The organism is Paenibacillus tarimensis (assembly GCF_021532315.1).
GTDB lineage: Bacteria > Bacillota > Bacilli > Paenibacillales > Paenibacillaceae > Paenibacillus_I > Paenibacillus_I tarimensis.
In genome coordinates, this window is the sequence record NZ_JAKGAO010000013.1 from 256037 (window position 1) to 281504 (window position 25468).

Annotated in this window: 22 protein-coding genes; 7 read left to right on the forward strand and 15 right to left on the reverse strand. The window is 54.4% G+C overall.

Features of this window, described 5'->3' with window-relative positions; translation table 11 throughout:
• The first annotated feature begins 60 nt into the window (after nt 1-60).
• Entirely contained in the window at nt 61-429 is a 369-nt protein-coding gene (locus L1N82_RS15965) for a hypothetical protein (RefSeq protein WP_235288444.1), read from the forward strand.
• Between the two features lie 109 nt (nt 430-538).
• Here the strand turns inward: L1N82_RS15965 and L1N82_RS15970 are convergent, their stop codons facing one another.
• The 6 genes from L1N82_RS15970 to L1N82_RS15995 all read right to left on the reverse strand — a co-directional run bounded on the left by L1N82_RS15970 (nt 539) and on the right by L1N82_RS15995 (nt 4770).
• Nucleotides 539-739, reverse strand: coding sequence for a cold-shock protein (locus L1N82_RS15970; RefSeq protein ID WP_111146997.1), 201 nt, complete (start codon nt 737-739; stop codon nt 539-541).
• A gap of 261 nt (nt 740-1000) precedes the next feature.
• The gene (cysC, locus tag L1N82_RS15975) at nt 1001-1606 is read right to left on the reverse strand and encodes an adenylyl-sulfate kinase (protein ID WP_235288445.1); all 606 of its coding nucleotides are present in this window, start codon (nt 1604-1606) and stop codon (nt 1001-1003) included.
• A 181-nt stretch (nt 1607-1787) separates the two neighbouring features.
• Nucleotides 1788-3233: a glycoside hydrolase family 43 protein gene (locus L1N82_RS15980; RefSeq protein ID WP_235288446.1), complete on the reverse strand. Its 1446-nt coding sequence runs from the start codon at nt 3231-3233 to the stop codon at nt 1788-1790.
• 88 nt (nt 3234-3321) lie between these two features.
• The gene (locus tag L1N82_RS15985; protein ID WP_235288447.1) at nt 3322-3840 is read right to left on the reverse strand and encodes an SRPBCC family protein; all 519 of its coding nucleotides are present in this window, start codon (nt 3838-3840) and stop codon (nt 3322-3324) included.
• Between the two features lie 251 nt (nt 3841-4091).
• Nucleotides 4092-4271, reverse strand: a complete 180-nt coding sequence (locus L1N82_RS15990; protein WP_235288448.1) for a hypothetical protein — start codon at nt 4269-4271, stop codon at nt 4092-4094.
• 223 nt (nt 4272-4494) lie between these two features.
• Nucleotides 4495-4770 (reverse strand): GNAT family N-acetyltransferase, encoded by a 276-nt coding sequence (locus L1N82_RS15995; protein ID WP_235288449.1) that lies wholly within the window; start codon nt 4768-4770, stop codon nt 4495-4497.
• Nucleotides 4771-4952: 182 nt separating this feature from the next.
• Here L1N82_RS15995 and L1N82_RS16000 point away from each other — a divergent pair, with 182 nt between their 5' ends.
• Nucleotides 4953-6143: a cation:proton antiporter gene (locus L1N82_RS16000; RefSeq protein WP_235288450.1), complete on the forward strand. Its 1191-nt coding sequence runs from the start codon at nt 4953-4955 to the stop codon at nt 6141-6143.
• 38 nt (nt 6144-6181) lie between these two features.
• Here L1N82_RS16000 and L1N82_RS16005 read toward each other — a convergent pair whose 3' ends face one another.
• Both L1N82_RS16005 and L1N82_RS16010 read right to left on the reverse strand, forming a co-directional pair.
• Nucleotides 6182-7183, reverse strand: coding sequence for an oxidoreductase (locus L1N82_RS16005; protein WP_235288451.1), 1002 nt, complete (start codon nt 7181-7183; stop codon nt 6182-6184).
• 204 nt (nt 7184-7387) lie between these two features.
• A complete protein-coding gene (locus tag L1N82_RS16010; protein WP_235288452.1) occupies nt 7388-7837 on the reverse strand; it encodes an SRPBCC family protein in 450 nt (149 codons plus the stop codon).
• A 148-nt stretch (nt 7838-7985) separates the two neighbouring features.
• Here L1N82_RS16010 and L1N82_RS23500 point away from each other — a divergent pair, with 148 nt between their 5' ends.
• Complete coding sequence (locus L1N82_RS23500) at nt 7986-8783, forward strand: AraC family transcriptional regulator (RefSeq protein ID WP_235288453.1); 798 nt, start codon at nt 7986-7988, stop codon at nt 8781-8783.
• Between the two features lie 76 nt (nt 8784-8859).
• Here the strand turns inward: L1N82_RS23500 and L1N82_RS16020 are convergent, their stop codons facing one another.
• Both L1N82_RS16020 and msrA read right to left on the reverse strand, forming a co-directional pair.
• Entirely contained in the window at nt 8860-10053 is a 1194-nt protein-coding gene (locus tag L1N82_RS16020) for a cytochrome P450 (protein ID WP_235288454.1), read from the reverse strand.
• Nucleotides 10054-10205: 152 nt separating this feature from the next.
• The gene (gene msrA / locus L1N82_RS16025; protein WP_235288455.1) at nt 10206-10871 is read right to left on the reverse strand and encodes a peptide-methionine (S)-S-oxide reductase MsrA; all 666 of its coding nucleotides are present in this window, start codon (nt 10869-10871) and stop codon (nt 10206-10208) included.
• Between the two features lie 151 nt (nt 10872-11022).
• Here msrA and L1N82_RS16030 point away from each other — a divergent pair, with 151 nt between their 5' ends.
• Together L1N82_RS16030 and udk are read left to right on the forward strand one after the other, a co-directional pair.
• On the forward strand, nt 11023-11652 hold the full coding sequence (locus L1N82_RS16030; protein WP_235288456.1) for a DUF3298 and DUF4163 domain-containing protein: 630 nt from the start codon (nt 11023-11025) through the stop codon (nt 11650-11652).
• 125 nt (nt 11653-11777) lie between these two features.
• Complete coding sequence (gene udk, locus L1N82_RS16035; RefSeq protein WP_235288457.1) at nt 11778-12395, forward strand: uridine kinase; 618 nt, start codon at nt 11778-11780, stop codon at nt 12393-12395.
• An 82-nt stretch (nt 12396-12477) separates the two neighbouring features.
• Here the strand turns inward: udk and L1N82_RS16040 are convergent, their stop codons facing one another.
• The 3 genes from L1N82_RS16040 to L1N82_RS16050 all read right to left on the reverse strand — a co-directional run bounded on the left by L1N82_RS16040 (nt 12478) and on the right by L1N82_RS16050 (nt 15391).
• Nucleotides 12478-13041: a TetR/AcrR family transcriptional regulator gene (locus L1N82_RS16040; protein WP_235288458.1), complete on the reverse strand. Its 564-nt coding sequence runs from the start codon at nt 13039-13041 to the stop codon at nt 12478-12480.
• Between the two features lie 3 nt (nt 13042-13044).
• Nucleotides 13045-13485, reverse strand: a complete 441-nt coding sequence (locus L1N82_RS16045) for a YvaD family protein (protein ID WP_235288459.1) — start codon at nt 13483-13485, stop codon at nt 13045-13047.
• Nucleotides 13486-13687: 202 nt separating this feature from the next.
• A complete protein-coding gene (locus L1N82_RS16050) occupies nt 13688-15391 on the reverse strand; it encodes an ABC-ATPase domain-containing protein (protein ID WP_235288460.1) in 1704 nt (567 codons plus the stop codon).
• Nucleotides 15392-15670: 279 nt separating this feature from the next.
• Here L1N82_RS16050 and L1N82_RS16055 point away from each other — a divergent pair, with 279 nt between their 5' ends.
• On the forward strand, nt 15671-22693 hold the full coding sequence (locus tag L1N82_RS16055) for an S-layer homology domain-containing protein (protein ID WP_235288461.1): 7023 nt from the start codon (nt 15671-15673) through the stop codon (nt 22691-22693).
• 248 nt (nt 22694-22941) lie between these two features.
• Entirely contained in the window at nt 22942-23607 is a 666-nt protein-coding gene (locus tag L1N82_RS16060; RefSeq protein ID WP_235288462.1) for a transcriptional regulator, read from the forward strand.
• Between the two features lie 405 nt (nt 23608-24012).
• Here L1N82_RS16060 and L1N82_RS16065 read toward each other — a convergent pair whose 3' ends face one another.
• Complete coding sequence (locus tag L1N82_RS16065) at nt 24013-24954, reverse strand: ribose-phosphate diphosphokinase (RefSeq protein ID WP_328284491.1); 942 nt, start codon at nt 24952-24954, stop codon at nt 24013-24015.
• 58 nt (nt 24955-25012) lie between these two features.
• Nucleotides 25013-25468 (reverse strand): hypothetical protein (locus L1N82_RS16070; protein WP_235288463.1); only part of this gene is annotated, 456 nt, incomplete at its 5' end.

The window sequence follows — 25468 nt, forward strand, 5'->3', positions numbered from 1 at the left end:
TGTGGTAAAATTAGGATTATTAAATCCTCTTGAGGATAACATCTGAGGGAGGTGAAAGACATGTCATACATAAGAGATTTTATTTTGGCTTTCACGCTGACAGCTGCATCTTATTATATGGGTACCCTGCTTGTCAGCGGTGGAATCGACTGGTGGGAAGCCTTGTTAATCGGAATCTCCGTCGTCTCACTTGGGGCCATTACTGAAGGTCTGAACGCACCGATCTGGCTGATCATTCTGGTGCCGTTCCCCGTGGGGATGCTGCTGCTGTACTATTTCCTAAATACGACTCTAATCATGTGGTTCAGTGCTTATCTCACGACCTTGCTGATTTATACAATCATCCATATTCTTATGAGCTATTCCTTCCGGTTTCACTCGCTGATCCCCGCTTGGAAGCTGAGAACAACGAATTCATCCGCCAGGTAAGCGGAGGCCAGGCACAAAAAAAGAGGCTGCCCGCTCGATGCGGTCAGCCTCTCTCCCCTGCTTGCAGGTCGTACAAGCAGTTAAACCCGAGTAAGAAGTTGTTTAAAGCTTACAGCTTTACAACGTTCTCAGCTTGTGGTCCGCGGTTGCCTTGAACCACGTTGAATTCTACGCGCTGGCCTTCGTCCAGGGACTTGAAGCCGTCGCCTACGATTGCGCTGAAGTGAACGAATACATCGTTGCCGCCTTCAACCTCGATGAAACCAAAGCCTTTCTCTGCGTTAAACCATTTCACTGTACCTTGTTGCATGTGGAATTCCTCCAAAAAGTTATTTTACATGACCTTTTATTTCGCTAAAAATAAAAAATTCACATATTGGACAAGGTTATTTCACTCAAAAATAATAACCCTCTACAATATGTGAATTCAGGTCAAAATTTCGATATACCTAATACTAACACATCCTTTTAGAAAATGCAAACCATTATTTCAACTTTTCTGTTTAGCGTGTTAAAGCTGGCAGAAGCGGCTGGCATTCCCTGATTCCAACCGCTTTATCCACCCGATAAATTATACCCCAAGCCAGCCCTTTCCCGCCAGATAGTCCAGCACCCGGTCAGCTGATTGCCGCAGGTCCAGCCTGCTGGTGTCGATCTCAAGCTCCGGCTTCTCCGGCTCCTCATAGGGCGCCGAGATACCGGTAAATTCGCTGATCTCGTTGCTCCGTGCCCGTTTATACAGTCCCTTGGGGTCCCGTCTCTCGCACTCCTCAAGCGGGCACCGGACATAGATCTCAACAAAGCTGTCTGTTCCCACCAGCGAGCGGACCATCTCCCGTTCACTCCGGTAGGGGGATATCAGCGTCACCAGCGTCATAATGCCTGCATCCACAAACAGCTTCGCAGCTTCTCCGGTCCGCCGCATATTTTCCTTACGGTCCTCCGGCGTAAATCCAAGTCCCCGGCTGAGCCCGTGCCGCAGGTTATCCCCATCCAGGATATACGTGTGCACCCTGCGGCTGTGGAGCCTGCGCTCCACCTCAACAGCGAGCGTAGACTTGCCAGAACCGGACAAGCCGGTGAACCAAAGCGCACAGCTGCCATGCCCATTCAGCCGGCTGCGGTCCGCCCTTGTCACTTTGCCCGCATGCCAAAAGATTGATTTGCTCCTCTGCACCAGCGTATCCCCTCTCCTCCAAATGCTATATTGTATGAGGTACAAGTTGATCCCGCATAGGTTTCGAGGCAATCATTTCACCAGATTCCAAGCTCTTTCACCGGTTACCCGTGCTATATCAATAAAAAACAAACAGGCAGTTCCAAAAATGGAATCTGCCTGTTTGCCAGTTCTATTTTTATTATTCCGACGCTGTTACAATCCGGCTGCCCCAGATGCTGACGCCCTCATCCGACAGCGCTGTAAAGGTCGTGAGTTCTTTCTCCTCAGCCTCGCTCCAGCCCTGAACGAACTTGCCCTTGTAGGTAACACCATCGATTGTCAGCTCTGCGTTGTTCTCGCCATCCAGCTTCCACGTGCCTTCCACATCACCTGTAATCTTGCCGTTCTTGGCAAGCGTGATGGTGTCTGGCTCTTTCACATCGGCCGTGATATCCTTGCCGTGATTAATGAGCTGGTACTCGCCTCTCACCTGGTTCTCCTTATAGCTTCCCAGCTTCTCTCCGGAATAGCGGTAAGGAGCAACAACCGGCCAGCCATCCGCATTCATGAAGAACTGATGCACCCGTACTTCATGGAACTCGCCGCCATCCGGGAACCGGGTATGGAAGAATATGAAGTACTCTCCGTCCTCTTCATCATAGTAGGTGGAGTTGTGACCCGGTGCAACATACCCTGCCGTGGTTCCGTCGCTTGCTTCAAACTGATAGCCGCCCATCAGCTTCGCGCCGTACGGCTCGATGGACAAGTCATCAAAGACGCTGCCTTCCGCACCTTTGGAATCAAGCATATCCTGGCCTTGCGGATCCAGGAACGGACCATCCGGCGTCTTGGAGCGCGCTACGCGGATGTTGTAACCGCCGAAGCTGTCCAGACCTCCATAAGAGAGGAACAGGTAATAGTATCCTGTCTCCGGACTGTACTGCATGTAAGGCGCTTCAATCCGGCTGTGATTGCCTCCAACAAGCTTCTTGCCGTATCCCTGATCCGGGAGCGGGAAGCCGGTTTCCGGATCCATCTCCAGGATAAATATGCCGCCGGAATAAGAACCGTATACCATCCACAGCTTGCCGTCCTTATCAAAGAAGGTGTCGGGGTCTACTGCATTCGGATGCTTCGTTGCGTCGTATGGCGTACCGTCATGGCTCATCTCTTCGGTCATGCCTGACTTGAGGAAGATACCGGCATCCTTGTACGGCCCTTCAATATTGTCGGCAATGGCCACACCCATCGCAGACAGAGGCGCGTCGCCGCGGCAGGCATTGTAATACATATAGTATCTGCCGTCAGCAAGCTGAATGACATCAGCCGCCCAGAGCGTCTGGGTCTCTGCCCAAGACAGAGCCTCGCTCAGCTCGTCGTGCACATTCGGAATCAGCGGATTGCCTGTCCGAACGATATCCGATACCTGCGTCCATTCGATTAAATCTTCACTCTTAGCAGATGCTAAGTGAGAGCCAAAGACATAAAACGTATCGTCCACCTTAATGACGGACGGATCGTGAACCGATACATTCGTATAGGACGGCTCCTGCGTTATCGTCGGTGGAACCTCGCTGCTGTTGTTACTGCTGCAAGCGCTTAACAAAAGGCTTAGCGCTACAGCTGTTATTGCTAGTTTCTTCATCTGTAACCCCCCTAGTCGTCTGCTACCATCATCATATAAATAACAAGTAAATGTCAATAGTATTATTGTGAATTTGTTAACAACTGTATTAATTATGTCGAAAGCTTGCAGCGGGTGCCGGGGCGTTCCATAAGCACCGGTCACTGCATGGATGAACCCGGGTTCCCAAGTGGCGGGATAGTCCCTCTACTCCCTCCGCGACAACCCGGTTATGATTCCAGACAAACAGGGGCTTCAGCAGCGGGCCCAGTGCCGACATCCATCTGACAGCCGTCCGGACTTCCCATCTGCAGCGCACATGCGTACGGTCTCCAAGGGCAATCAGTGTCCATACCGCTTGTCCCTCGAGCTGGCCCGTTACGCGCATAACCAGGGAATGAGGCGGCGAGCTGCTGACCACTTTTACCCGGAAACGGAGCTTATAGGGTAGCTTGGTCCTGAACTCTGTTTCGTATTCAGCCCCTACCCCATTTTCTTCTGCTTCCCGAACCGTGTTAAAGCAGACGCCCGGCCACCAGCCGTCATAATGGAAGTGGCTGATGAAGTCCCATATCTCGCCGACCTTCCGGCCGATCAGCCAGTTATGTTCAAACTTGTATGTACTCACAGCCGCTTCGCCTCCCGTCTGGATCGTTAGAAATATTTAACCCGATGCAGCACGAGATAAGCCCTTCTGCTGTCCGACAGGCGAGCTGCCGCAGCGCAAGAAGCCCCGGCCGCTTGGGCCGGGGCTGCTGGTGAGTCTGAAGGCACAAAAAAAAGGAGCAGTCTCCGACACATCGTCCGGCCTGCTCCTTCTTCAATAAATTATGATTCCCTAATATCATTCCCGGCAATATTGAGCTCATATATGCAGCTTTAGGATTCGTTGCGCTTGGTGTTCAGTTCATTCTCCGTCTGATGTAGCTCCTTGATCATGTTCTGATACAGGTGGCTTTCCTGGCCGCTTAGGCCCTGCTGGTTTTCCTTTAGAATCATCGTGCCAATGTTGCGCTTCAAAATCTCGCTTCGACGGTCCAACATTTCTTCATAGCTCATGTTAGCAATCCTCCAGATTTTGTTTTGTTCATTGGTACCATTAAAGTGTAACGCATTATGTGAGGTTTGGAAAACTTCTGCTTACTTGCTGAGCACCTGTCAGAACGGCTAACAAGTGCTCAGCCACTGCTGGCCATACCGGTTCGAAAACATCCTGCCGGATGCTCTGTATACCTGTCATATGCTCATGGACCAGGACTTGCGCCGGTTTAGTCACCCAAATTTATTGCTGCCAGACATCCTGGTACTCCTTGTGCCTTCTGAACTGGGCATAGGCATAGGAGCATGCCGGCACGACCTTACGGTCATTCTCGCGCGCATATTCCACTACCTTCTTCACCAGATTCTCGGCAAGCTTCTGGCCCCGCATAGACTCTGTCACATAGGTATGGTCAATAATCAGCGCATTGGTGCCGCTAGGGACATAGGTAACTTCCGCGACTACCTCCCCATCCTGTCGGATAACAAACCCATTTCCTTCCTTCACCATCTCCTGCATCTGATTTCACCTCCCTCTCCAGCTGGGATAACAAGTCCTACCGTAACTTACCCAATCTTCGGGCAAATGGTACACCCTCTCTCCCAAAAAAAACAGCAGCCGTTTGGTTTGAATCCCCGTCGCGGGGGATAATTTCCTATTAACAACACCTTCTCAAGGGTCACAACGAAAAGGAGACGCCTATGACCGTCACTCATCTCTTGATTCTGCTTGCAATCGGATACACATTGTTCGCGCTCGATAAGAAGAGAAAAAGTATCCCGGTGCCCCTGCTGCTCGTCCTGATTGGGATGGGGTTATCCTTGATCCCTTATTTCTCCTCCGTGGAGATTACGCGTAAAATGCTGTACGAGCTGCTGCTGCCTCCGCTTCTGTTCATCTCGGCATACCGTTTCTCCTACTCCTCCTTCCGCAAGCATGGCCTGATGATGACCCTGCTGAGTACAGTGGGGCTGCTGCTAACCGCCCTTCTGCTCGGAAGTCTGATTTGGCTTGTCGGTCCGCTGATGCTGTCGATGAGCTTCATAGCAGCACTTGTCATTGCTACGGTTCTGACGCCAACCGACCCGGTGTCGGTTGTTTCCGTTCTGAAGGAATCGGATGTCAAGCCGATGCTTGTATCGGTAATAGAAGGGGAATCCATGATTAATGACGGCACAAGTATCGTAGCCTTCACTATTGCGTCCAATATACTGCTGTCTAAGCACCCCTTTTCCATGGTGAACTTTCTGCAGGAATTCCTGACGGTATCTCTGGGGGGAGCAGCAATCGGACTCGTGGTCGGCTGGCTGCTTGCGAAGAGCATTTATTTTACCCACCATAAGGAATATCAGGTCATGCTCAGTATTGTAGTCTGTTATGGGAGCTTCCATATCGCCGAGCATATTCATGTGTCCGGGGTGCTCGCTGCTGTCATGTCCGGCCTTATGATGTCTTACGAGTTTCAGAAATCACAGAAGGAAGAGCATTTCCGGGATAGCCTGGAGGGCTTCTGGGGCGTAGTGGAGCCCAGCATTTCGTCGATAATCTTCCTGATCATCGGCATTGTATCCGTGAAGCATATTACATGGGAGCACTGGCCGCTGATGATTGTGATCTTCCTGATTTCACTGGTGGTCCGATATGTCATGCTGCTGGCGCTTGCCGGTCCGGTGAAGCCTTGGCGACAGGAGCTTGGCTGGAGGGGATTCATCATTCTGACTGCGGCCGACGTCCGGGGCACGATGTCTGTTGTGCTGCTGCTGACGCTGGTATCGAAGCAGATGCCGGAGAATCTGAATTTCATTCTGTCCATATCCTTCGGCGTCGTCCTTCTATCTCTAATTCTGCAGAGCGTGATCATCTATCCGCTCGCGAAGCTGGTGGAAAAATAACAGGAGCAGGGGTGACCCCCTGCTCCTGTGCATTCTTCTTATTGCCCGCTGCCGCCGATCTCAACCACGACCCGTCCCCTGGACTCCCCTCGCAGCATGGCGGCTGTAATGTCCGGTATCTGCTCCAGCTTAATACGGCTGCTCATCAGCGCTAGGCCGTCCGGCTTGTAAGTGCTGCCGAGCCAAGTCCACAGCCGCTCACGCAGCTCAGCCGGGGCATAAACCGAATCAATGCCGAGCAGCCGGACACCGCGCAGGATGAATGGCAGCACGGTTGCCGGAAGCTCGGTGCCTGCCGTCAGGCCGCTGGCTGCCACCGCTCCGCCATACTGCATGCGGCTGAGCACATTCGCCAGCACCGGACCGCCGACGCAGTCGACAGCGCCCGCCCATACCTGCCGATTCAGCGGTTTTCCGGCGCCTTCGAGCAGCTCCTCCCGCGAAGCAATTCGCGCCGCACCAAGCTGGCTCAGCAGCTCATGCATATCCGCCTTGCCTGTCGCAGCTGTCACTTCATAGCCCAGCTTTGCCAGAATGGCGACCGCTATGCTGCCAACGCCTCCTGACGCACCCGTGACAAGCACAGGGCCGCTGTCCGGTTGTATGCCGCTGTCCTGCAGCGCTGCCACGGACATGGCCGCCGTGAATCCGGCTGTCCCAAGCAGCATGGTCTCCTGAAGTGTCAGTCCCTCAAGCCGATGAAGCAGCCATTCCGCTGGCATCCGCGCATATTCGCTGTAGCCGCCATAATGGCTGACGCCAAGCTCATAGCCGGTCGCGAACACTTCATCCCCCGGCTGAAACTTGGGTGATGCACTCTCCACGACTATACCCGCCGCATCAATACCCGGTATGAACGGATACTCCTTGACGATCCTGCCGCCTGGCGAGCAGGCAAGCGCATCCTTGTAATTCACGCTGGAATACATGACACGTACTAGCACGCCGCCCTCCGGAAGCTGCTCCTCCCGCATATTCTTGATGCCTGCGGTCACTCCGCCCTCTGTCCGTTCGATCACCAACGCCCTGAAATGTTCCATCCTCGTCGTCACCCCGTCTGTTGTTTCTATAGGTCCGGGACGGCACGGCCGTGGCAAGCCGTTCATCCCGCTATCTGTCTTTATTCTTTACCACCATATCCGGTCCCTGACCAGTCCGCTGTGATATTCAGTATGGCATGCATACCGTCTGTCCGGCGGCAAAAGAAAGGACGGCCTGCATCCGCTGCAGCCGCCCTACCGATATTATTCTCCCAGCTGAAGCGTATGTCCCGTCTCTGCCAGCGTCTTGATATTGCTCAGAATCATCCACCAGCTCGCCCGCGCATTCTCCACCCCGGGATGGTTCTCCGTCCACTGATCGTTAATCAGCGTCAGCTTCGTGCACTCCCCGATCTTCTCCAGCGTATAGGTCATCCGCGATTCCAGCTCCGCATGATTCGGATAATACGAAGGACCCGGATGCTCTGTTAGGCTGAGCCGCTTGCCTGGCTCGCAGGCCAGAATGGTTCCGTACACATGAACCGTCTCATCCCCGTCACTGCCCGGACCCCTGTATTCGAACGGATCGCCCTCCCGTAAGGTCGAGCGCAGTTCACAGCCGTAGAAGATGCTGCGCGTCCCTTCCTTCGAGGTGAGGATTTCCCATACCTTGTCCGGATTAGCCCCAATGTAAAACTCGTACTTCAGCTCCATTGTCCACACTCCCGAGTTGTGATATTTTCTAGGAAAAGTTTAGCTGCCTGCTCACGTAAGATTATCATAGCATCCTGTCCGCTGCCTGTATTGTAAAAACGCGACACCTGCGCCAACCCCACCCTTACAGCGAACTGGAGTGATGGCTGTGACCGAACACAAGCGTCCCAGCATGGGCGTGATGCATCTAAACCGGCGGGAGCCCAAATTCCATCTGTCCCGTATTCAGCCCGCTGCGGATATTGGCTTCTTCGTTAAACATTATTGGATTGTCAGCTGGGATTTGACCGGAGAGGAGCCTTATTCACAGTCCGTGATCCCGAATCCTTGCGCCAACCTGGTCGTTGAGAAGGGCGGTTCATTCATCTACGGAGCGGCCAAGCATGTGTATGAGAAGCGGCTCCAGGGCAGCGGGAGCGTATTCGGCATTAAATTCCGGCCAGGCGGCCTGTATCCCTTCATCAGGCAGCCTGTTACCGCCCTCTACGGCCGTCCGCTGGAGGTGGGAGCCGTGCTTGGAACAGGCGGGGCAGCGGCCGAAGCCCTCATTCTCGGCCACAACAACTTGGAAGACATGGCAGCCGAGGCAGACAAGCTGATCCGGCCCATGCTGCCGGAAGAGGACGGAACAGTAGCCTGGCTGAATCAAGTGATAGACCATATTCAAGCTGACAAGTCATTAACGCGCGTCGAAGATATCTGTATTAAGTTTGACGTAAACAAGCGGACCCTGCAGCGGCTCTTCAGCCAATATGTCGGCCTCACTCCTAAGTGGGTGATCAAGCTGTGCCGCCTCCAGCATGCCGCCGAAGTGATGGACCAAGGCGGCAGTCTCGACCTGCTGCAGCTGGCGCATGAGCTCGGCTACCATGATCAGCCGCACTTTATCCGGGACTTCAAGGCGGCTGTCGGCGTCACACCTGCAAGCTATATGGCGATGGAATAACGAAGCAAAGGCCGCAGGAGCGATTAGACCTCGCCTCCAGCGGCCTTTGCCGTGTAACCTGGCATTTTCCTTATTCTTATGTAAACGTAACCGGAATCGACTCGTAACCGAACACGAAGGAGCCCGGCGTACGCTCCAGCCTTGCACCATCTGCCAGCTGCAGATTCCGGCAGCGCTTCAGCAGGGCCGTCGCGGCAATCCTTGCCTCCAGCCGGGCCAGCGGCGCGCCAAGGCAGAAGTGAATGCCCTGTCCGAAGGCCAGATGCTGATTCGGCTTCCGGTCCGGTATGAAGCGGTCCGCTTGCGGAAACTTGGACTCATCCCGGTTGGCGGAGCCCATCCAGACAACGATCTCTTCATTGGCCCGGATCAGCTTGCCGCCCAGCTCCACATCCTCAATGGCCCGCCTGCTGAGGCTCTGGATCGGGGAGCGGTAGCGCAGCGATTCCTCCAGCGCCGCAGGGATCAGCTCGGGCTCTGCATACAGCCGCGCCAATGCTTCGGGATTTTCCAGGAAGGTCACAGCCGCGTTGCCGATTAGATTCGTCGTCGTCTCATTCCCGGCAACCAGCAGCAGCAGACAGAAGCTGAGCAGTGACGGCATGTCCAGATGCTCATCGCCAATCTTCGCCCGCAGCAGCTCGGAGACCAGATCATCGCCAGGATTTCTCCGCCGCTTCTCAATTACTTCTCCGAAATACCGGTACAGCTCGCCTGCCGCCTGATGCTTGGCCATTGTCAGCTCTTCAGCGGTCTGCCCTGAAGCAGGATCAGCGGATGCGACCAGACGGTCGGACCAATCCTTAAACAGCCCGCGGTCCTGCGCTGGCACGCCTAGCATCTCGGCAATTACAATGACTGGGAGCGGATAAGAGAAATCCCGGATAATGTCCATGCTGCCTTGGCCGTCAACTGCGTCCAGCAGCTCATCCGCGATCGCTTCTATCCGGTCGGCCTGCATATCAATTGACTTCTGGGTGAAGGCCTGACTCACCAGACCGCGATACTGCTTATGCCTTGGAGGATCCATCCCGATTAAGCTGAACGCTTCGCCATCCCCAGATGTCTGAGATGAAAAACGCTTATAATCACTCAGCACGCCATGGACAAGCTCATAGCTGAATAAGTCCCAGGCTCCCCGCTCCTCATCATAGTGAATCCCGCCGCGCGACCGCATCTCTGCATACCATTCAAAAGGTGAAGCCGCTTCCGACAATGCCCGGGGCGTAATGAAGGCCCGCTGTGTCTGACGCTGATTCTGCTCACTCATCCTATCCCTCCTCATCCTAAAAGCATCTCTATTATATCCCAGTTCACTATACGATTTCTAATTCAGGGAATAAGAGGGTGACAGGAAGAAGGCACGGACAGCCAGGTTATCTAACCAGCGGGAAATCACGGACGGAGGCGATGTTCCTGCCGCTACCAGCGAATCTGTCCAAGCTGCCGCAGGACCATATTGCGCACAGCCGGTTCAAGCGGCCATCCTGAAATTTCACTGCGGAGCCGCTCCATACCGCTGTACCCCTTAGCGATCCCGTTCAGCCTGGCAGCCAGGGTGGAATCTATCATTTTACCAGGTGAAGGATACAGCTGCTCAAGCTTTGCGACCGCATCCGGGTAGCGCTTCAGATAATATTTCTGATGTTTATCTTCAGCCCTGTAGAAATGCTCATACGGCTGAATATCCGTCGCTAGCTCCCCGATCTCGCGCTCTCTCAGCGCCTTGATCTTCAGCATCGCCCTCCGCTGCTCCTCATCCCGGTACAGCAGGAGCGAGCGGTACTGCAGCCCCTTATACCCGTTAATATTCACCGGCTTATGATGCGACCAGAAGACATTCAGCAGCTCATCGAGCGCAATGACAGCCGGGTCATATTCCACCTCGACCATCTCGGAATGATCACCCATCTGCTTATAAGTCGGTGCAGGCGCTGAGCCTCCGGCATAGCCAGTGCTCGTCCGCAGCACACCCGGCAGGCTGCCAAAGAGCGCTTCCGGTCCCCAGAAGCAGCCCATGCCAAGCGTAAGAGCGGCCTTATTTTCCGTCCCGCACCAATGCCCCTCGTTCGTATTTCCAACCTGCATAGGCTCAAGCCCCCCCTGTCTCATTAATCCGCATTATCGTTAACCCAGCTAACCATACGCCGCATTAAACACAGAAGCCCGGCATTCGGTAACAATAGGCTTAGGCATTCATACCCTGTAGTAAACTTCATGCAAAAAGGAGAACCCTCAAATGGCAACCTTCCAGCTTCCGGCAGGCATTCATCCGCAGCTCTGGTCTGCGCCAGGCGTTACCATCTATTATCCGCATGTATACGGTCTGACTAACCGCTATGCGGAGCAGCAAATCAACCGCACGATTCTGCATACGCTCGCCCTTATCCAACAGGAGCAGGCAGTCAATCAGCCGGGCCACGGCATGGGAACAGAGGTAACCGGCCACTTTGAAATCAAAACCAATGAGCGGGGAATACTTAGCCTGATGCTGACCAACTACACCTTCTCTCCCCCGGCGGCTCACGGCTATACGATTGCCAGGTCCCTGACCTTTGACACGCAGACCGGCCGGCTGTATACGCTGCAGGACTTGTTCAAGCCGGAGTCCGATTATGTGCGCGTCCTATCGGCTGAGGTCGCTGCCCAGATTAAGCAGCGGGACATCCCGGTGCTCCAAGAGTTCACATCCATCCGTCCGGATCAGGATTATTACTTGGCGGATAAAGCACTGGTTATTTATTTTCCGCTGTACGAAATCACACCTTACGCCGCAGGCTTCCCGATGTTCCCCATATCCGTCTATGTCCTGCTGCCGATCGCTGCTGAACAGGGACCGCTGGACACGCTGGCCGCTGATATTGCCTGATCCCCCCCACCTCCCCCGCAGGTCTTGAAGCTGCCGCAGCAGCGCCAGTTTCCTCCTGCACCCAAGTTGTGCTACAATACTGAAATTGCTTCTTGGTACCATGCGAGGGAGGTTTATGATTCACCATGTTAATTATCGGCATCGCGGGCGGCACAGGCTCCGGCAAAACAACCGTCGCCCGCTCTGTTATCCATCGTCTCGGACCGGACAAAGTCACGTTCATTTCGCAGGATAACTATTACAAGGATCACCCGCATCTCAGCCTGGCTGAACGGGAACTCAACAACTATGACCATCCGTTTGCCTTCGATAACGAGCTGCTTATCCAGCATCTCAGTCTGCTGAAGGCGGGACAAGCCGCGCAGGCGCCTGTGTATGATTTTACCATTCATGCGCGTTCCACAACCGAGAGCGTTGAGCTTCGCCCGAACAAAATTGTCATCATCGAAGGGCTGCACGTGCTCTCCGACGAGAAGCTGCGCGCGCTGCTGGACATCAAGGTGTTCGTCGATACAGACCCGGATGTGCGCATTCTGCGGAGGGTGCTTCGCGACATTGAGGAGCGCGGCCGGTCGATCCAGTCCATTCATGATCAGTATCTGGGCACGGTCAAGCCGATGCACGAAGCGTTCATCGAGCCTTCCAAGAAATATGCGAACCTCATTATACCCGAAGGCGGTCATAACGAAGTCGGCGTTGAGCTGCTGACCACCCTGACGGAAAAATATTTGACCCGCGGCTGACAGCCGTCGTGATTTAGCAGTGTTAAGAAGAATAGACAGCCTCAGCATGGACTTATGGTCCACGCCGGGGCTGTCTTCTTTATCAGATGCGGCGGATGCCTGTCAGCAGGATATCGACCATACCGGTCAGCGCTTGCTCCATGGGCTTGGCCGGCTGCCCGCTCTGCCCCGCAAGCTCGGGGTCCATCAGCCGATACCAGGCACCAACGTATATCTGGATGAACAGCTCCACATCGAAGTCACGCAGCAGGCCGCTGTCCACGCCTTCACGAAACAGCACCCGGATGTTGTCCCATCCCTTGTCGATATGGGTCTGCACAACCTCCCACTGGTCCGGATACCGCATCTTAAGCTCGCTTAAGATCTGAATATCGTGGAAGGCTACTCCCCTTGGCAGCACAATCAGGGCTTGATGCAGCTTATCCATGAGTGTAAGGGAAGGCTCCTCCATAAGTTTCTCCTCCGCCTCGGTCATCTCGGTCACCGCACGTTCGACGACAGCCGCAATGATCTCCTCCTTCGAACCAAAATGCTGGTACAGCGTCTTCGTGCTGATTCCCAGCCTCCCGGCCACATCCCGGATGGAGAACCGGAGCCCGCGGTAATTCATCTCCTGAACGGCTGCCTGCATAATCCGCTCCTTCATGCCTTACACCTCATCCGAGACTTCGGATGAACCGGTCAGAGCGCCGATCCTCTTCTGCTGGCCGGCCTTAATCAGACGCGGCAGATAGAACAGCGGATAAATCAGCAGGAACAGGTTTGGCGTCCACCACATAGGGTCCAGATCCAGACGGAAGCTCCAGAAGGCAATCGCCTGCAGCCCGGAGCAGGACGTCATCACAAGCGAGACGATGGCAAGCGGCTTCCATAAGGCATGTCCCCTGTTATAGCAGCTGATGCTCCACAGCCCGGTTATCGAAATGAACAAATCCAGCGGGACAAACGACAGGTTCCACGCCACCAGCAGCTCGTTGTGATAATCCTGATACAAGTACTCAGGCGGGATCAGGTGCAGGAACGTTATCGTCCAGTAGATCAGAAAGCCCACATCCGTAGCGATCATAAGCCCTTTGAGTGATTTTGGCATTGACATCAGACTCCCCTTCTTGATAAGTGGCGAATAAAGATAAGGAAAACATTATGTTTTACTTGTTTTCCGTATGATAATAGCGCATATCCTGGTCAGGAGTCAACCGGCAGGCAGCAGCGGCTTTGCCCCCCTCAGACGAAGGGGCAAAGCCGCAGTCTTGTCACCATTCCATTCTATACTACTGCTTTACCTGCCCAGCTTAACTTTGAACGCGCAAGCCTCTCAGCCGGTTAATGGCAGCCGCCGTCTCCAGCTTGCGCGGCAGCGCAAGGTCGCCGGGATGCTTGCCTGTGTATGGCGAGATGCATTCCAGCCCCTGCTCCTCGATCCTCGCATACAGCTTGTCCAGCATCCCGGATAGAGAGACAGACGCAGACTGTTTTTCCTTCGCATAGGCCTGCATCAAGCGGACAATCGCACGCGTCTGGCTGGGGTCAACCAGCTGCTCGACCAGCGACAGGTCGATGGTATGCGGGCCGTACAGGATATGCGACAGCCCCTTGGCATCGGCCTTATCCTTATGGCCGCGGGATGCATCCAGGCTTTCCGGCTTCACAATTCGCGCTGTAATGGCACCGAACCGGTCCCCGCCCTCAGATCTCCTGCCGTTATCAGACTCTCCTGCAATCCGCCTGGCTTCTTCTGTGACCTCAAGCGCCCGGTATTCATCCATCATAATGACCGTATCAGCCGCCTGAAAATAATCCCCCGAGCCGCCAAGCACCAGAATCGTCGATACGCCATGCTCATTGTACAGCTGCCGTACCTTGTCGACGAACGGCGTGATCGGCTCCTTGCTCTTGGCGACAAGCCGCTGCATCCGGGCGTCCCGGATCATGAAGTTGGTCGCACTGGTGTCCTCATCCATGAGCAGCACCTTCGAGCCAATCTCCAGCGCCTCCATTATATTGGCTGCCTGGGAGGTGCTGCCGCTTGCATCCTCGGTTGAGAAACGGGCGGTATCCTTGCCGAATGGCAGGTTGGAGATGAATGGGGATATATTGACCTTCTCGACCCGCCGGCCGTCCTCCGCCCGGATCTTGAACGCCGTCTCATCCGTGATGACATACTCCCGGCCGTCACCTGCGACATGGTTATAAACGCCGCTCTCGATTGCCTTAAGCAGTGTGCTCTTGCCGTGGTAGCCCCCGCCCACAATCAGCGAGACACCCTTCCGCAGCGCCATGCCGCGTACAGGACCACGATGCGGCAGCTCAATCTCCACTTCCAGTGAAGGAGGGGATTCGAAGGGCACCACGCCGCTTCCCTTCAGCGGGCGGCTGCTGACTCCGCTCTCCCGCGGCAGAATGGACCCGTTCGCGACGAACGCGATGTACCCGTGCTCCTTCAGGAAAGCCCTTATCGCCGACTGCTGGTCCGCGAGCTGAAGATGCTGCTGCAGCTTGCTTCGATCCGCATTTAGCAGTCCTTCGCGGGCCGCCGCTGGCACCAACTCGCACAGCAGATGAACCGCCTCCCGTGCGAGAATGCTGCGCCCCGCCGCAGGCAGCCCGACGGACAGCCGGACCTCCACCTTGTCCCGGTCCACCCGTACAGCCGTCCGCGGCAGCACCTCCTGCCCCGGTCTGTCGATCGCTATCAGGCCGCTCTTGCCGGTACCTCTGCTCCAGCTCTCCTGCTTCCCGATCGCCCCCGCGACGCAGCGTGCCAAATAGTCCTCAGCAGCCGTGCGCCGCCAGGCCGGCTTCAGCCAGTCCTCCTGCACGCCAACCCGCTTGGCCGGGAACTCCGCCCGTATACGGGAAGGCGAGGCGAAGGGATCGCCCTGGACATAATCGATGTGCAGCTTCATTCCTTCTATTTCATATGTGCCTTGAATATCCTTGTATGCTTTATAGCTTTTACCGTTAAGACGCTCAAGGATCTGCTTCAACCGTTCCATAAGCTTACAGCCTCCCAGCGAGAAATATTGCTGCAAATTACAGCTCGCTTCAGTTAGATAGAATCTCATTTTTGCAGCTCGAACGCAAGCAGCAGGACACCATGAGGCAGTCATGTCCTCAAACCTTTACCATCTTTAAACAACGGCGCCAAAAGGAATGGAAGGATATGGTCGTAATGTGACGAATAATATGCAAGTGTCAAAAAATTGGAGGGCGGGGAATAAATGAGGTTTCATCCAGCTTGTTACCGAATCTTAATTGCAGTTTTACTATTTTCCATGATTAGCAGCAGCTTGCTGCCTCCTGGAGTCTCCATGACCCGGGCAGGGGCGGCAGCATCATCTGAAGCGCTGCCCCCGTGGGCGGAACGAGAGATTACCTCTCTGAGAGATGCAGGTATTATCCAAGGCTATTCGGATGGCAGCTTTAAGCCCGGAAAGCCAGTCACCAGAGCCGAAATGGCGGCTTTCCTAAACCGGCTGAGCCCGGAGGGAGCCACAGAGTTAAACGATGCAGCCCCTACCCTTACGTTCAGTGATGTCACGGACCAATGGTACGCCGCAGAAGTCCGGCAAGCCGTTCGAAGAGGCATTGCGAAGGGCTACCCGGATGGAACCTTCCGCCCGGATGAAGCAGTGAATCGCCTGGAAGCGGCCGTTATGCTGAACCGGGTTCTACATATCGAGCAGCCGGGAATGATTAGCTTTACCGATAGTGACCGCATTCCCTCTTGGGCAGTCCCGGCCGTAACTGCTTTGACTCATGTTAACCTGCTGCAAGGCTATCCGGACGGCACGTTCGGAGGAGAACGCAAGCTGACTCGTGCGGAAACCGCTGTCCTGCTGTACCGCGCCCAGACAAAGCTCAGCGAAGCCGGAAGCCGTCCTGAAGAAAAGCCGGCGGACCCTGAAGTCGGTGATACGGAAGCATCTGCGCCACAACCCGGCAAGTCCGTTGATTCAGGCGCAGGAAGCCCGGGCGGCAGCCCAGGTGGTACGCCAGGCGGTACGCCAGGTGGCACGCCAGGTGGCAATCCCGGCGGCACGCCAGGAGAAACACCAGGCAATCCGGGCGGCGGGACCAATCCTCCACCCGCCGAAGACCGCACACCCCCGGCTGTGCCTGCCGGGCTGACGGCACTCGCCGGCAGCGGCATGGTCAAACTCAGCTGGTTGGCCGTCCATGACAGCGACCTGGGTGGATATAAAGTCTATGTATCCGCTGACGATGGGACGACATGGAATGAAGCCCTTGACGTGAAGACGGAAACGTCATATACCATCTCGGGCCTTAGCAACGGTACAGCATACCGGTTCGCCGTCACCGCCTATGACCGCAGCGGCAACGAATCCGCCAAGTCGGCATCCGTACCAGCGGCACCAGCTGCTCCGGTCGATCCGAATGTGCCTTCCGATCCGGCCATTGTCGCTCCCGCGCTGCAGGTGACGGGAAACACGCGATTCGTGGACTCGACGTCGTTCCTCTACACCGGTGATAACCCGATTCAGAAGGGTCTGCAGCCAGGAACGATACAAGAAGACCGCGTTACGGTCCTTCGGGGCAAAGTCCTCGATGCGTCGGGATTGCCTCTGGAAGGCGTGGCCGTGTCCATCCTGGATCATCCGGAATACGGGCATACGCATACCCGCACCGACGGCATGTTTGATCTTGCCGTGAATGGCGGCAGCACACTGATCGTGGACTACAGCAAAGACGGTTACATGCCAGTTCAGCGCAAACTAACGGTTCCGGCTAACGATTTTGCCTCCCTTCCGGATGTCGTACTATTGTCATATGACAGCCGTGTAACGGAAATCCGGTTGAACGACAAGGACACTGTCCAGGTTGCGCAAGGCAGCCCCGTAACCGATGAGGACGGCACACGGCAGGCTACAATGATCGTCCCCAAGAATACCACCGCCGAGCTCATCATGCCCGACGGCACGAAGCAGTCGCTGGATACCCTTCATGTGCGGGCAACGGAATACACGGTCGGCGAAGACGGACCTGCCTCCATGCCGGGAAATCTGCCTGCGTATGTCGGCTACACGTATGCCGTGGAGCTGTCCGCGGATGAAGCGGTAGAAGCCGGAGCCTCTGAGGTCCGCTTCAACCAGCCGCTGTATCTGTACGTAGATAACTTTCTTGAATTCCCGGTTGGCGAGATTGTGCCGATCGGTTACTATGACCGCCAATTAGGCGCCTGGGTTCCGTCAGACAACGGTAAGGTAATCCAGGTGCTGAACACGGACGGCCGTGTCGCAGCAATCGATTCGGACGGAGACGGACTGCCTGACGACGAGACGAAGCTTAATGCAATCGGCATGACCATCGACGAACGCCGCCAGCTCGCCGCCTTGTACAAGCCGGGGCATACGCTGTGGCGCTCGCCAATTGAGCATTTTACACCGTGGGATTGCAACTGGCCGTACGGCCCTCCGGAGGATGCAGTGCCGCCTCCTGATGAGGCGCCGAATGACGACAAACCCGATGAGGAAGATCCATGCCAGACGTCAGGATCGGTTATCGGCTGCCAGGACCAGAGCCTGCAGGAAATTATCCCGGTTACGGGAACGGGTATGAGCCTGGTATACAGCAGCAAACGGACGGAGGGCTATAAATCAAATGTGCTCGATATCCAGTTAGTGGGAGACGACGTCCCCTCCTCTCTGAAGGAAATCCGGATGGAGCTGCTGGTGGCCGGGCAACGCATCGTGAAGACGTTCACCCCTTCTCCGAACCTCACCTATACGTACGAGTGGGATGGTAAAGATGCGTACGGACGCAAGATGTTTGGGCAGACGTCTTATCGTGTCAAAATTTTGTATGAGTACCCTCTCGCCTACTACTCTTCATCGACGGATTTTGTCCGCAGCTTCGGCAGGCTGAGCGGACAGAACGGGAGGGTAATCGGGAACAGAACCAGCGCAACAGTCAGTGTGGACAGGGAATGGAAAGGCCAGCTGCGCAGTACCCTGAATCCGTTCGAGGAGTCTGGACTAGCCGGCTGGAGTCTTAATAATCATCATATGTCTGACGGTTCTCGCGTGTATCTGGGCAGCGGTGGGCAGCTGAGCCTCGGAAGCCAGTATCGTTCGGAAGTGGTACAGCCGCTCGATGAGGTTATTCAGAGCAAGCATGAACATATCACCATCACACCAGACGGAACGGTCCATATGGTGCTCGAAGAGAAAACGCCTGCCGGATCCCGAAACCGGCTTGTCTCTGTCCGCGAGAACGGAGAACGGATTGAATCGGAACTTCCTACCGGCGGCGTACAATTCCTGAGGAGCTCTCCGGCGGGGGACTTGTATGTATCTGGTATGGACAGGTCTGTGCAGAATGTACCTGACGTGATATGGAGGAGAGCGCAAGGGAGCTCGGAGTGGGTAAGAGTAGCCGGCGGCGGCTCGACACACCCCCAAGATGTCCGGCAGGACCAGCATGTCTCTGAGATGCGCCTGTACCGCATGATAAATTTTGAAGTCGACCGTGAGGGAAGGCTGTACCTGCTGTTGGACAGTCGGCTGTTCAGGGTTGGCATAGACGGTAATGTGGAAGTGATGACTGGCCCAGAAAACAGATCACAGCCGGTGGAGGGACCCGCCACCCCCCAGCGGATCGGGTATATTGGTTACTTTCAGCTTGGCCAGGACGGCAGCATTTACTTGTATGACCAGGATGACGACAGCAATTACAGCGCCCGCCTACGGAGGATTACGCCTGACGGAATGGTCAGGTTGATCATTCAATCCGAACTATATGGAGCGCAGACCCAGGGACTCTATAACGGTGCTCATGTTTCCGAAGAGATGATGTTCACTATGTCGCCAAGGTTCAGAGTGGACCTGCAGGGCAACCTTTATATGGTTTCGTCTAAGAGCCGCTCCGGCCAATTCGATATGTACAAGCTGACGCCACAGGGATATTTTCAGCTCATCAAGGAGAACTACCTTAACTTTTACATGCACGCCAGTATCGCTGCCGTGTCCCTTGACGGCGATATTTATTACGTGGATCTTAATAATCCTAATAACAGCTACAGCCGGTTTACGCAAAAAACGGCGCTTACTTCCGGTAACTTAGCCGTGGACGAGGAGGGCCGGTATGCGTTCGAGTTTGAGGCTAATACAGGCCGGCACCTGCAGACATTGGATGCTGTTACGGGCCATATTATTTATACGTATCAGTATGATGATGCCGGACGCCTGGTGTCGATAACCGACCGCTACGGTGACGCGGTGAGCATTGAACGGGATGACAGTGGTATCCCTCTTGCTATTGTGGCACCCAGCGGTCAGCGCACGGAGCTGACGGTTGATGGACAAGGTGAATTGATCCAGGTAGTCAACCCGGCAGGAGAAGACTATGAGATGCAATATGATACGAACGGACTGGTTACGCAGTTTGTAGACCCGAATGGCAATGTGCGCAAGTACGGCTATGAGGAAGCAGGGTTGCTGGTCACGGCTGAGGATCCTGAAGGAGGCCTCAAGACATTGTCGCGCCAGCCCATTACCGATGGATATAAGGTCACACTGACCTCCCCTGCCGGCCGTGCAACGACATTTAGCATCCAGAATATGCACGGTACCATTCGCCGGGAAACGGTCGATTCGAATGGGGCTTCGACAGTGTCACTCGCTTATCCGGATGGACGGCAGGAGATCGCCTACCCGGATGGTACAAAAGTAATTAAGCGGCTTAAACCTGATCCACGCTGGGGGATGATGGTTCCCGTATTGGCCGAGCTGAAGACTACTTCCCCAAGCGGCAAGCCGTATTATTACCAGGAAGAACGTCGCGCTTTGCTGAAGAATACATCCGACCCGTTCAGCCTGAAGGAATACACCGTTCTCAATAAGATTAACGGAGTTACGACTTCGGTCCATTATGACGCGGAACAGAGGATGTATACGGAAACGAGTCTTGCCGGCAGGCAGGTAAAAACGCATTATAATGAGAAATTTGAGGTTGTCCGCGTTGAGACGAACCAGGGCTATGCACCAACCACCTATGAGTACGACGATAAAGGCCGCCTCTTGACTATGCAGAAGGGAAGCCAGTTCGTCCGGTACACGTACGACAGCCTGAATCGCATGGTGGAAGCCGAGGATGCCTCGGGCAACCGCAAGCATTTCGAGTATGACAACGCCAATCGCCTGGTCAGCGTCCGTCAGCCGGGAGGCAATACCTACGGCAAGCAGTACGATGCGAACAGCAACTTGACGGGTATCACCATGCCGGATGAGACGCTTTACCAGATGGGCTATACCGGCCTCGACAAGCTGGAAAGCTTCATGCCGGGCGGCAATCCGGATATGGTCGTTCAGCGGGAGTTTACGCCTGGCGGCGAGCTGTCGAAGGTGACCATGCCAAGCGGACGCCAATTGGAATACCAATATGATGATGGCGGCCGGATGACCGGCATGAATGATCCGGATGTGCAGCGGGCGTTCAGTTATGCAGGTCAGACCAACCGGATCATCGGGATGGAGAGCGTCTCGAACGGAAGAGTGCAATCCGTTGCATATCAGTACGATGATTCAGAGGTTGTCAGCATGAGCTGGGCGGGTGAAGCAAGCGGACAATTCCAGTACAGCTATGATTGGCTCTCAAATTTGAGCAATATTAAGATGACCGTACCAACCGTTGTTTACGGTAATGTTACTAATGCCGTTTACAATATCCCGTTGTCATGGGATGTGGACGGTGTCATGACGGGGTTTGGACCGCTCTATTATTATGGGGCAAGCGACCGGAATTCAACGTTAGACATCTCCGAGTTATGTGGAAGCGGGGATGGAACCGCCGATTGTACAGGTGAGTATTACCGTGCAAATCTAGCGAAGGACGAAATGGGCCGAATCTCCGAGCTGCAGTATTCCAAGGAAGGCGGCTGCGTATATCCGGAGAGCGGAGAATTCACGGTGTACAGCCTCCCGGATGATGAATACTGCGGCGAAATTATACCGAACCTGTATTCCGTTAAGTACCAGTACGATCTCCGGGGATGGATGACGGGGAAAACAGTCGAAACCCCTGACGGAACGGAGACCTATACCTACGAATACGATGCCAACGGACAGCTCATCCATGCCATCCGGGTAAGCCCGTCGGGAGAAACATTCACGGAATCGTACACGTACGATCAGAACCGCAACCGGGTCAGCCGGCAGGTGAGCGGATCGCCTGAGGAAACGGCCGTCTACGGGCCGTACGATCAGTTGATGCAAGTAGGGTCGGACGCCTACCAGTATAACGAAGACGGATACTTGACCCAAAGGGGTACAGACCGCTTCCAATATGGCATCCATGGGGAGCTGCTTGAAGCGGCAGTAGACGGTGATATGATCCAGTATACGTATGACGCAGCCGGCAGAAGGACATCCCGAATTGACAGTCAGGGAACGACCACGTATTTGTACGGCAACCCGCATGCTGCGCTTCAGTTGACCGCTTCGGTTGATCCGCAGGGTGTGATAACGGTGTACTACTATAACGAAGACGGGTTCCTTGCCGCCTTCGACCGCGGAGGCGAGCGGTATGTGGTCATTACTGACGCGGTAGGGACACCGATGGTTATATTTAATAAGGAAGGCGATACGGTGAAGGAGCTGCGTTATGACAGCTTCGGCGTACTGCTGTCTGACTCTAATCCGGCATTTGGGCTGGCACTTGGATTCGCCGGCGGCTTGACGGATGAAGCGACGAAGCTGGTCCGCTTCGGCAGCCGTGACTACGATCCTGCCTCCGGCAGATGGACGGCTCGCGACCCGATTCTCTTCGACAGCAACCAGGCCAATCTGTACGTCTACGTCAATAACAACCCGGTACAATTGCGCGACCCTTGCGGCATGTTCTGCGTCGGAGGCAGTGCTTACGCGGGTGCTGGCGGCGGTGCCCAGGCATGCTTTACGGAAGAAGGCATGTCGGTATGCGGCGAGCTGGGCTTCGGTATGGGAGGCGGGCTGGAGGTCAGCCCGGCGGGAGACCTCGCTCCCAACTCTGCTTCGGTTGAAGCTTCGGTCAAAGGCGGAGTCGGTCCGGTGTCCGGCAAGATCGGCGGAAAGATAGAACGCAACTTCGATACGGACTGTGTGAGTGCGGGCGGTATCGCAGAACTAGGAATTGGACCTGTAACAATCGATCTCACCGACCCGGGCAACTCGAACGCCGGCGGCGATTGGAAAGATCTCAATAAGAGCTTACCGGATATTGTCAAAGACAGTATGAGTGATCTGACTCTCAAGGCCGAAGCTTCCGCCAAAGGCAAGGTATGCGGGCAGTACCGGTGGTAAGCGGCATGAGGAAGCGGTTGGCTTGTCCGCATCACTATAGATCAAGGGTGCATAGATTAATATAGGCTTGATGATAGGGTTCAAATTAGGTACTATTGAAGAAATTAATATCAACCGGTTTGAAGCACAACCCGCTTTGATACGCAGCCTGCCACTTGGGCATTCGGCGTGTCGGAGCGGTTTTTTATTTTTCTAAGCGGATTATAGTGTTTACTCAATCGAAGGGAGTGTGGCATAAGCAGATGAGCATGAGCAGCTTTGATACGGTTTATGAACATTGGATGGCTCTGCAGATAGCCGGGGAGAGCAGCCCGCGAAGACGGGAGTTTCTCCAGAGAGGACTGAGCCGGGGAACGATGGATTACTTGCGCTTGATTTGGTACCCTGCCATCGGCAGTCTGGATCATCTGTATCCGGAATACGAGGTGCGGGATTTCAACAACGGTTATCGGTACCTGGATCTAGCATATATGCCAGGCCATGTGAAGGGATGTATAGAGATTCAAGATTATCGCAGCCATGCCCGGGATATTGAGGCCAGCCGGTTCAAGGATTTGTGCATGAAGCAATCATTGCTCGTCCTGGATGACTGGCTTTTCCTCCCGATTGCCTACTTATCCATTCGTGAGGACGCAGGGGTCTGCCAGCAGCTTACGCTATCGTTTGTTGGAAAATTCCTCTCCTCCGCTATACCGCCCAGGCTGGACTGGTCTGAGGCTGAAACGCTGCGCTGGGCCCGTCGGCTGCTTCGCCCTTTTACGCCAGGAGAGCTTGCAGCTCATCTGCGGCTCACCGAACAGTATACGAGACTAATTCTTCGCCGCTTAGTCAGCAGTCAGCGGCTAGTTGTCACGAGCGGCCAGCAGCGGTATCGGACTTACATGCTCCCAGAAGCAGCCAGGGTCATGCGCTAACGAATCTGTCACAGTCGTACCCACATGCTTCCTACAGCAACGAGGGTCTTGCTCTAGTCAGCTCTGGTCACTCTCTAGGCAGCCCGGGCAATTTTTAATGAATCTGACACACCTTATTAGCCGGAAAATGACCATTTCCAACCTGTAACGAATCTGAGCAGCGTTATTTTTCCAAAAATCAATTAATTCTAACGAAAACTCACCCTTAAGGTGGCTGATTTTCGTTACGCTTGGGAAGGCTGCAAATTTGCACGAACTAGAGTTGGTCAGATTCGTTAGCCGCATCGTGCTCCTTAGGTTCGTTACACTTGGGTGTCTTAGACTCAATAGCCACGTAGCGGCCGATCTTGATGCAGCACTACCTTATAACCCGCCCAAAGCCGTATCAAGGTAGGGATAGTTCCATCACTTCTTGCGGTTCACTAACTTGTCAATGGATCCTCCCTCGGCAATAATCTGAACGGCCGTACCGAAAATCTCAGCCATGCCGAGTATGGAGAACTTGGGGTAGCCCTCTAAATCGTGCTGAATCGTATCGGAAATAATGACGCGTTCAATATTGGGACTGTTCGTTAGCTTGGTTGCACAGTCGTCTGATAACAGTCCGTGGGAGGCGATAACATATGCTTTGTTTGCGCCTCTTGCAGTCAGCTCGTCTACTACGTCAAGAACAGTTCGGCCGGTATCAATAATGTCATCCACAATAATTGGCGTTCGGCCCTCTACTTCGCCAATGACCTGGACTTGACTCGTTGATCCCTGACGTTTGTTGTTGATCATAATAGCAAAAGGCACGTCTAACCGGCTCGCCAGGATTTCGGTCATTTTTGCCCGTGCTGCATCGGGTGAGACCACGACAGGGTTTGGAATGTTAAGGCTTTTCAGCTTCTGTGTCATGAGATCAAGTACAGTAAGGTGGTCGACAGGAATTTTGAAGAAGCCCTGAATCGCATCGGAGTTCAGATCGACCGTGATGACGCGGTCAGCCCCTACTTTTGTAAGGATATCCGCTATCATTTTTGCTGTAATGGGCTCACGAGGCGCCTTTTTCCTTGCGTGTCTCGCATACCCGAAGTAAGGGATAATAAGGTTAATGGTTTGCGCTGAAGCGCGTTTTGCTGCATCAATCATGACCAGCAGCTCAACAATATTTTCATTGATCGGATGGGACAGGGAATGAACAATAAAAATATCACACGTGCGAAGCGGCTCCTGATATCTCACATAAATCTCACCGCTCTTAAACCGGGATATATCGACTTGGCCAGGCTCCATGTTAAGAAACTGGCAGATTTGATTGGTCAGTATACGATTCGAAGTTCCAGAGAAAATTTTAATTTGTTTCACTAATATCCCCCTCTATAGTCATACCGTCAACGCAGTTCGTCCTAGCCTTACGTACCCATTATATCTGGTTCCAAGTGTGTAGATAAGTATACTGAAAATTAATGATAAAATACAATATCCACCGGTTTGGATGGAGCGAATTTATCAGCCCGAGAACCTTCGTCCCGGCTGTGAAGCAGTTGCACGTAACGGAATTCTTATTCTGCGTCTTCCTCGGTTCCTGGCGAGGCGTCTTCTTCGGCTCCTGACGGACCTTCTTCTTCGGCAGCTTGGCTGCAAGCTTCTGCAGGCCCGGGATGACCTTGCTCATGATCTTCAGCGCTCCGCCGCTGCCTGCCACCATCTGCAGCACGTTGCCAAGCTCCTTGCCGTACTGCTTCACCTCTTTGTCAGATGGCTTTCCCTTCCAGACATGATTCGTGTTCCGGATCAGGTAGTTGAACGGCTGCAGCTCCGATCCTGCCGCTTGTCGGGCAATGTCCCGCAGGGAGATTTTACCCTTGTAGACCGCCTT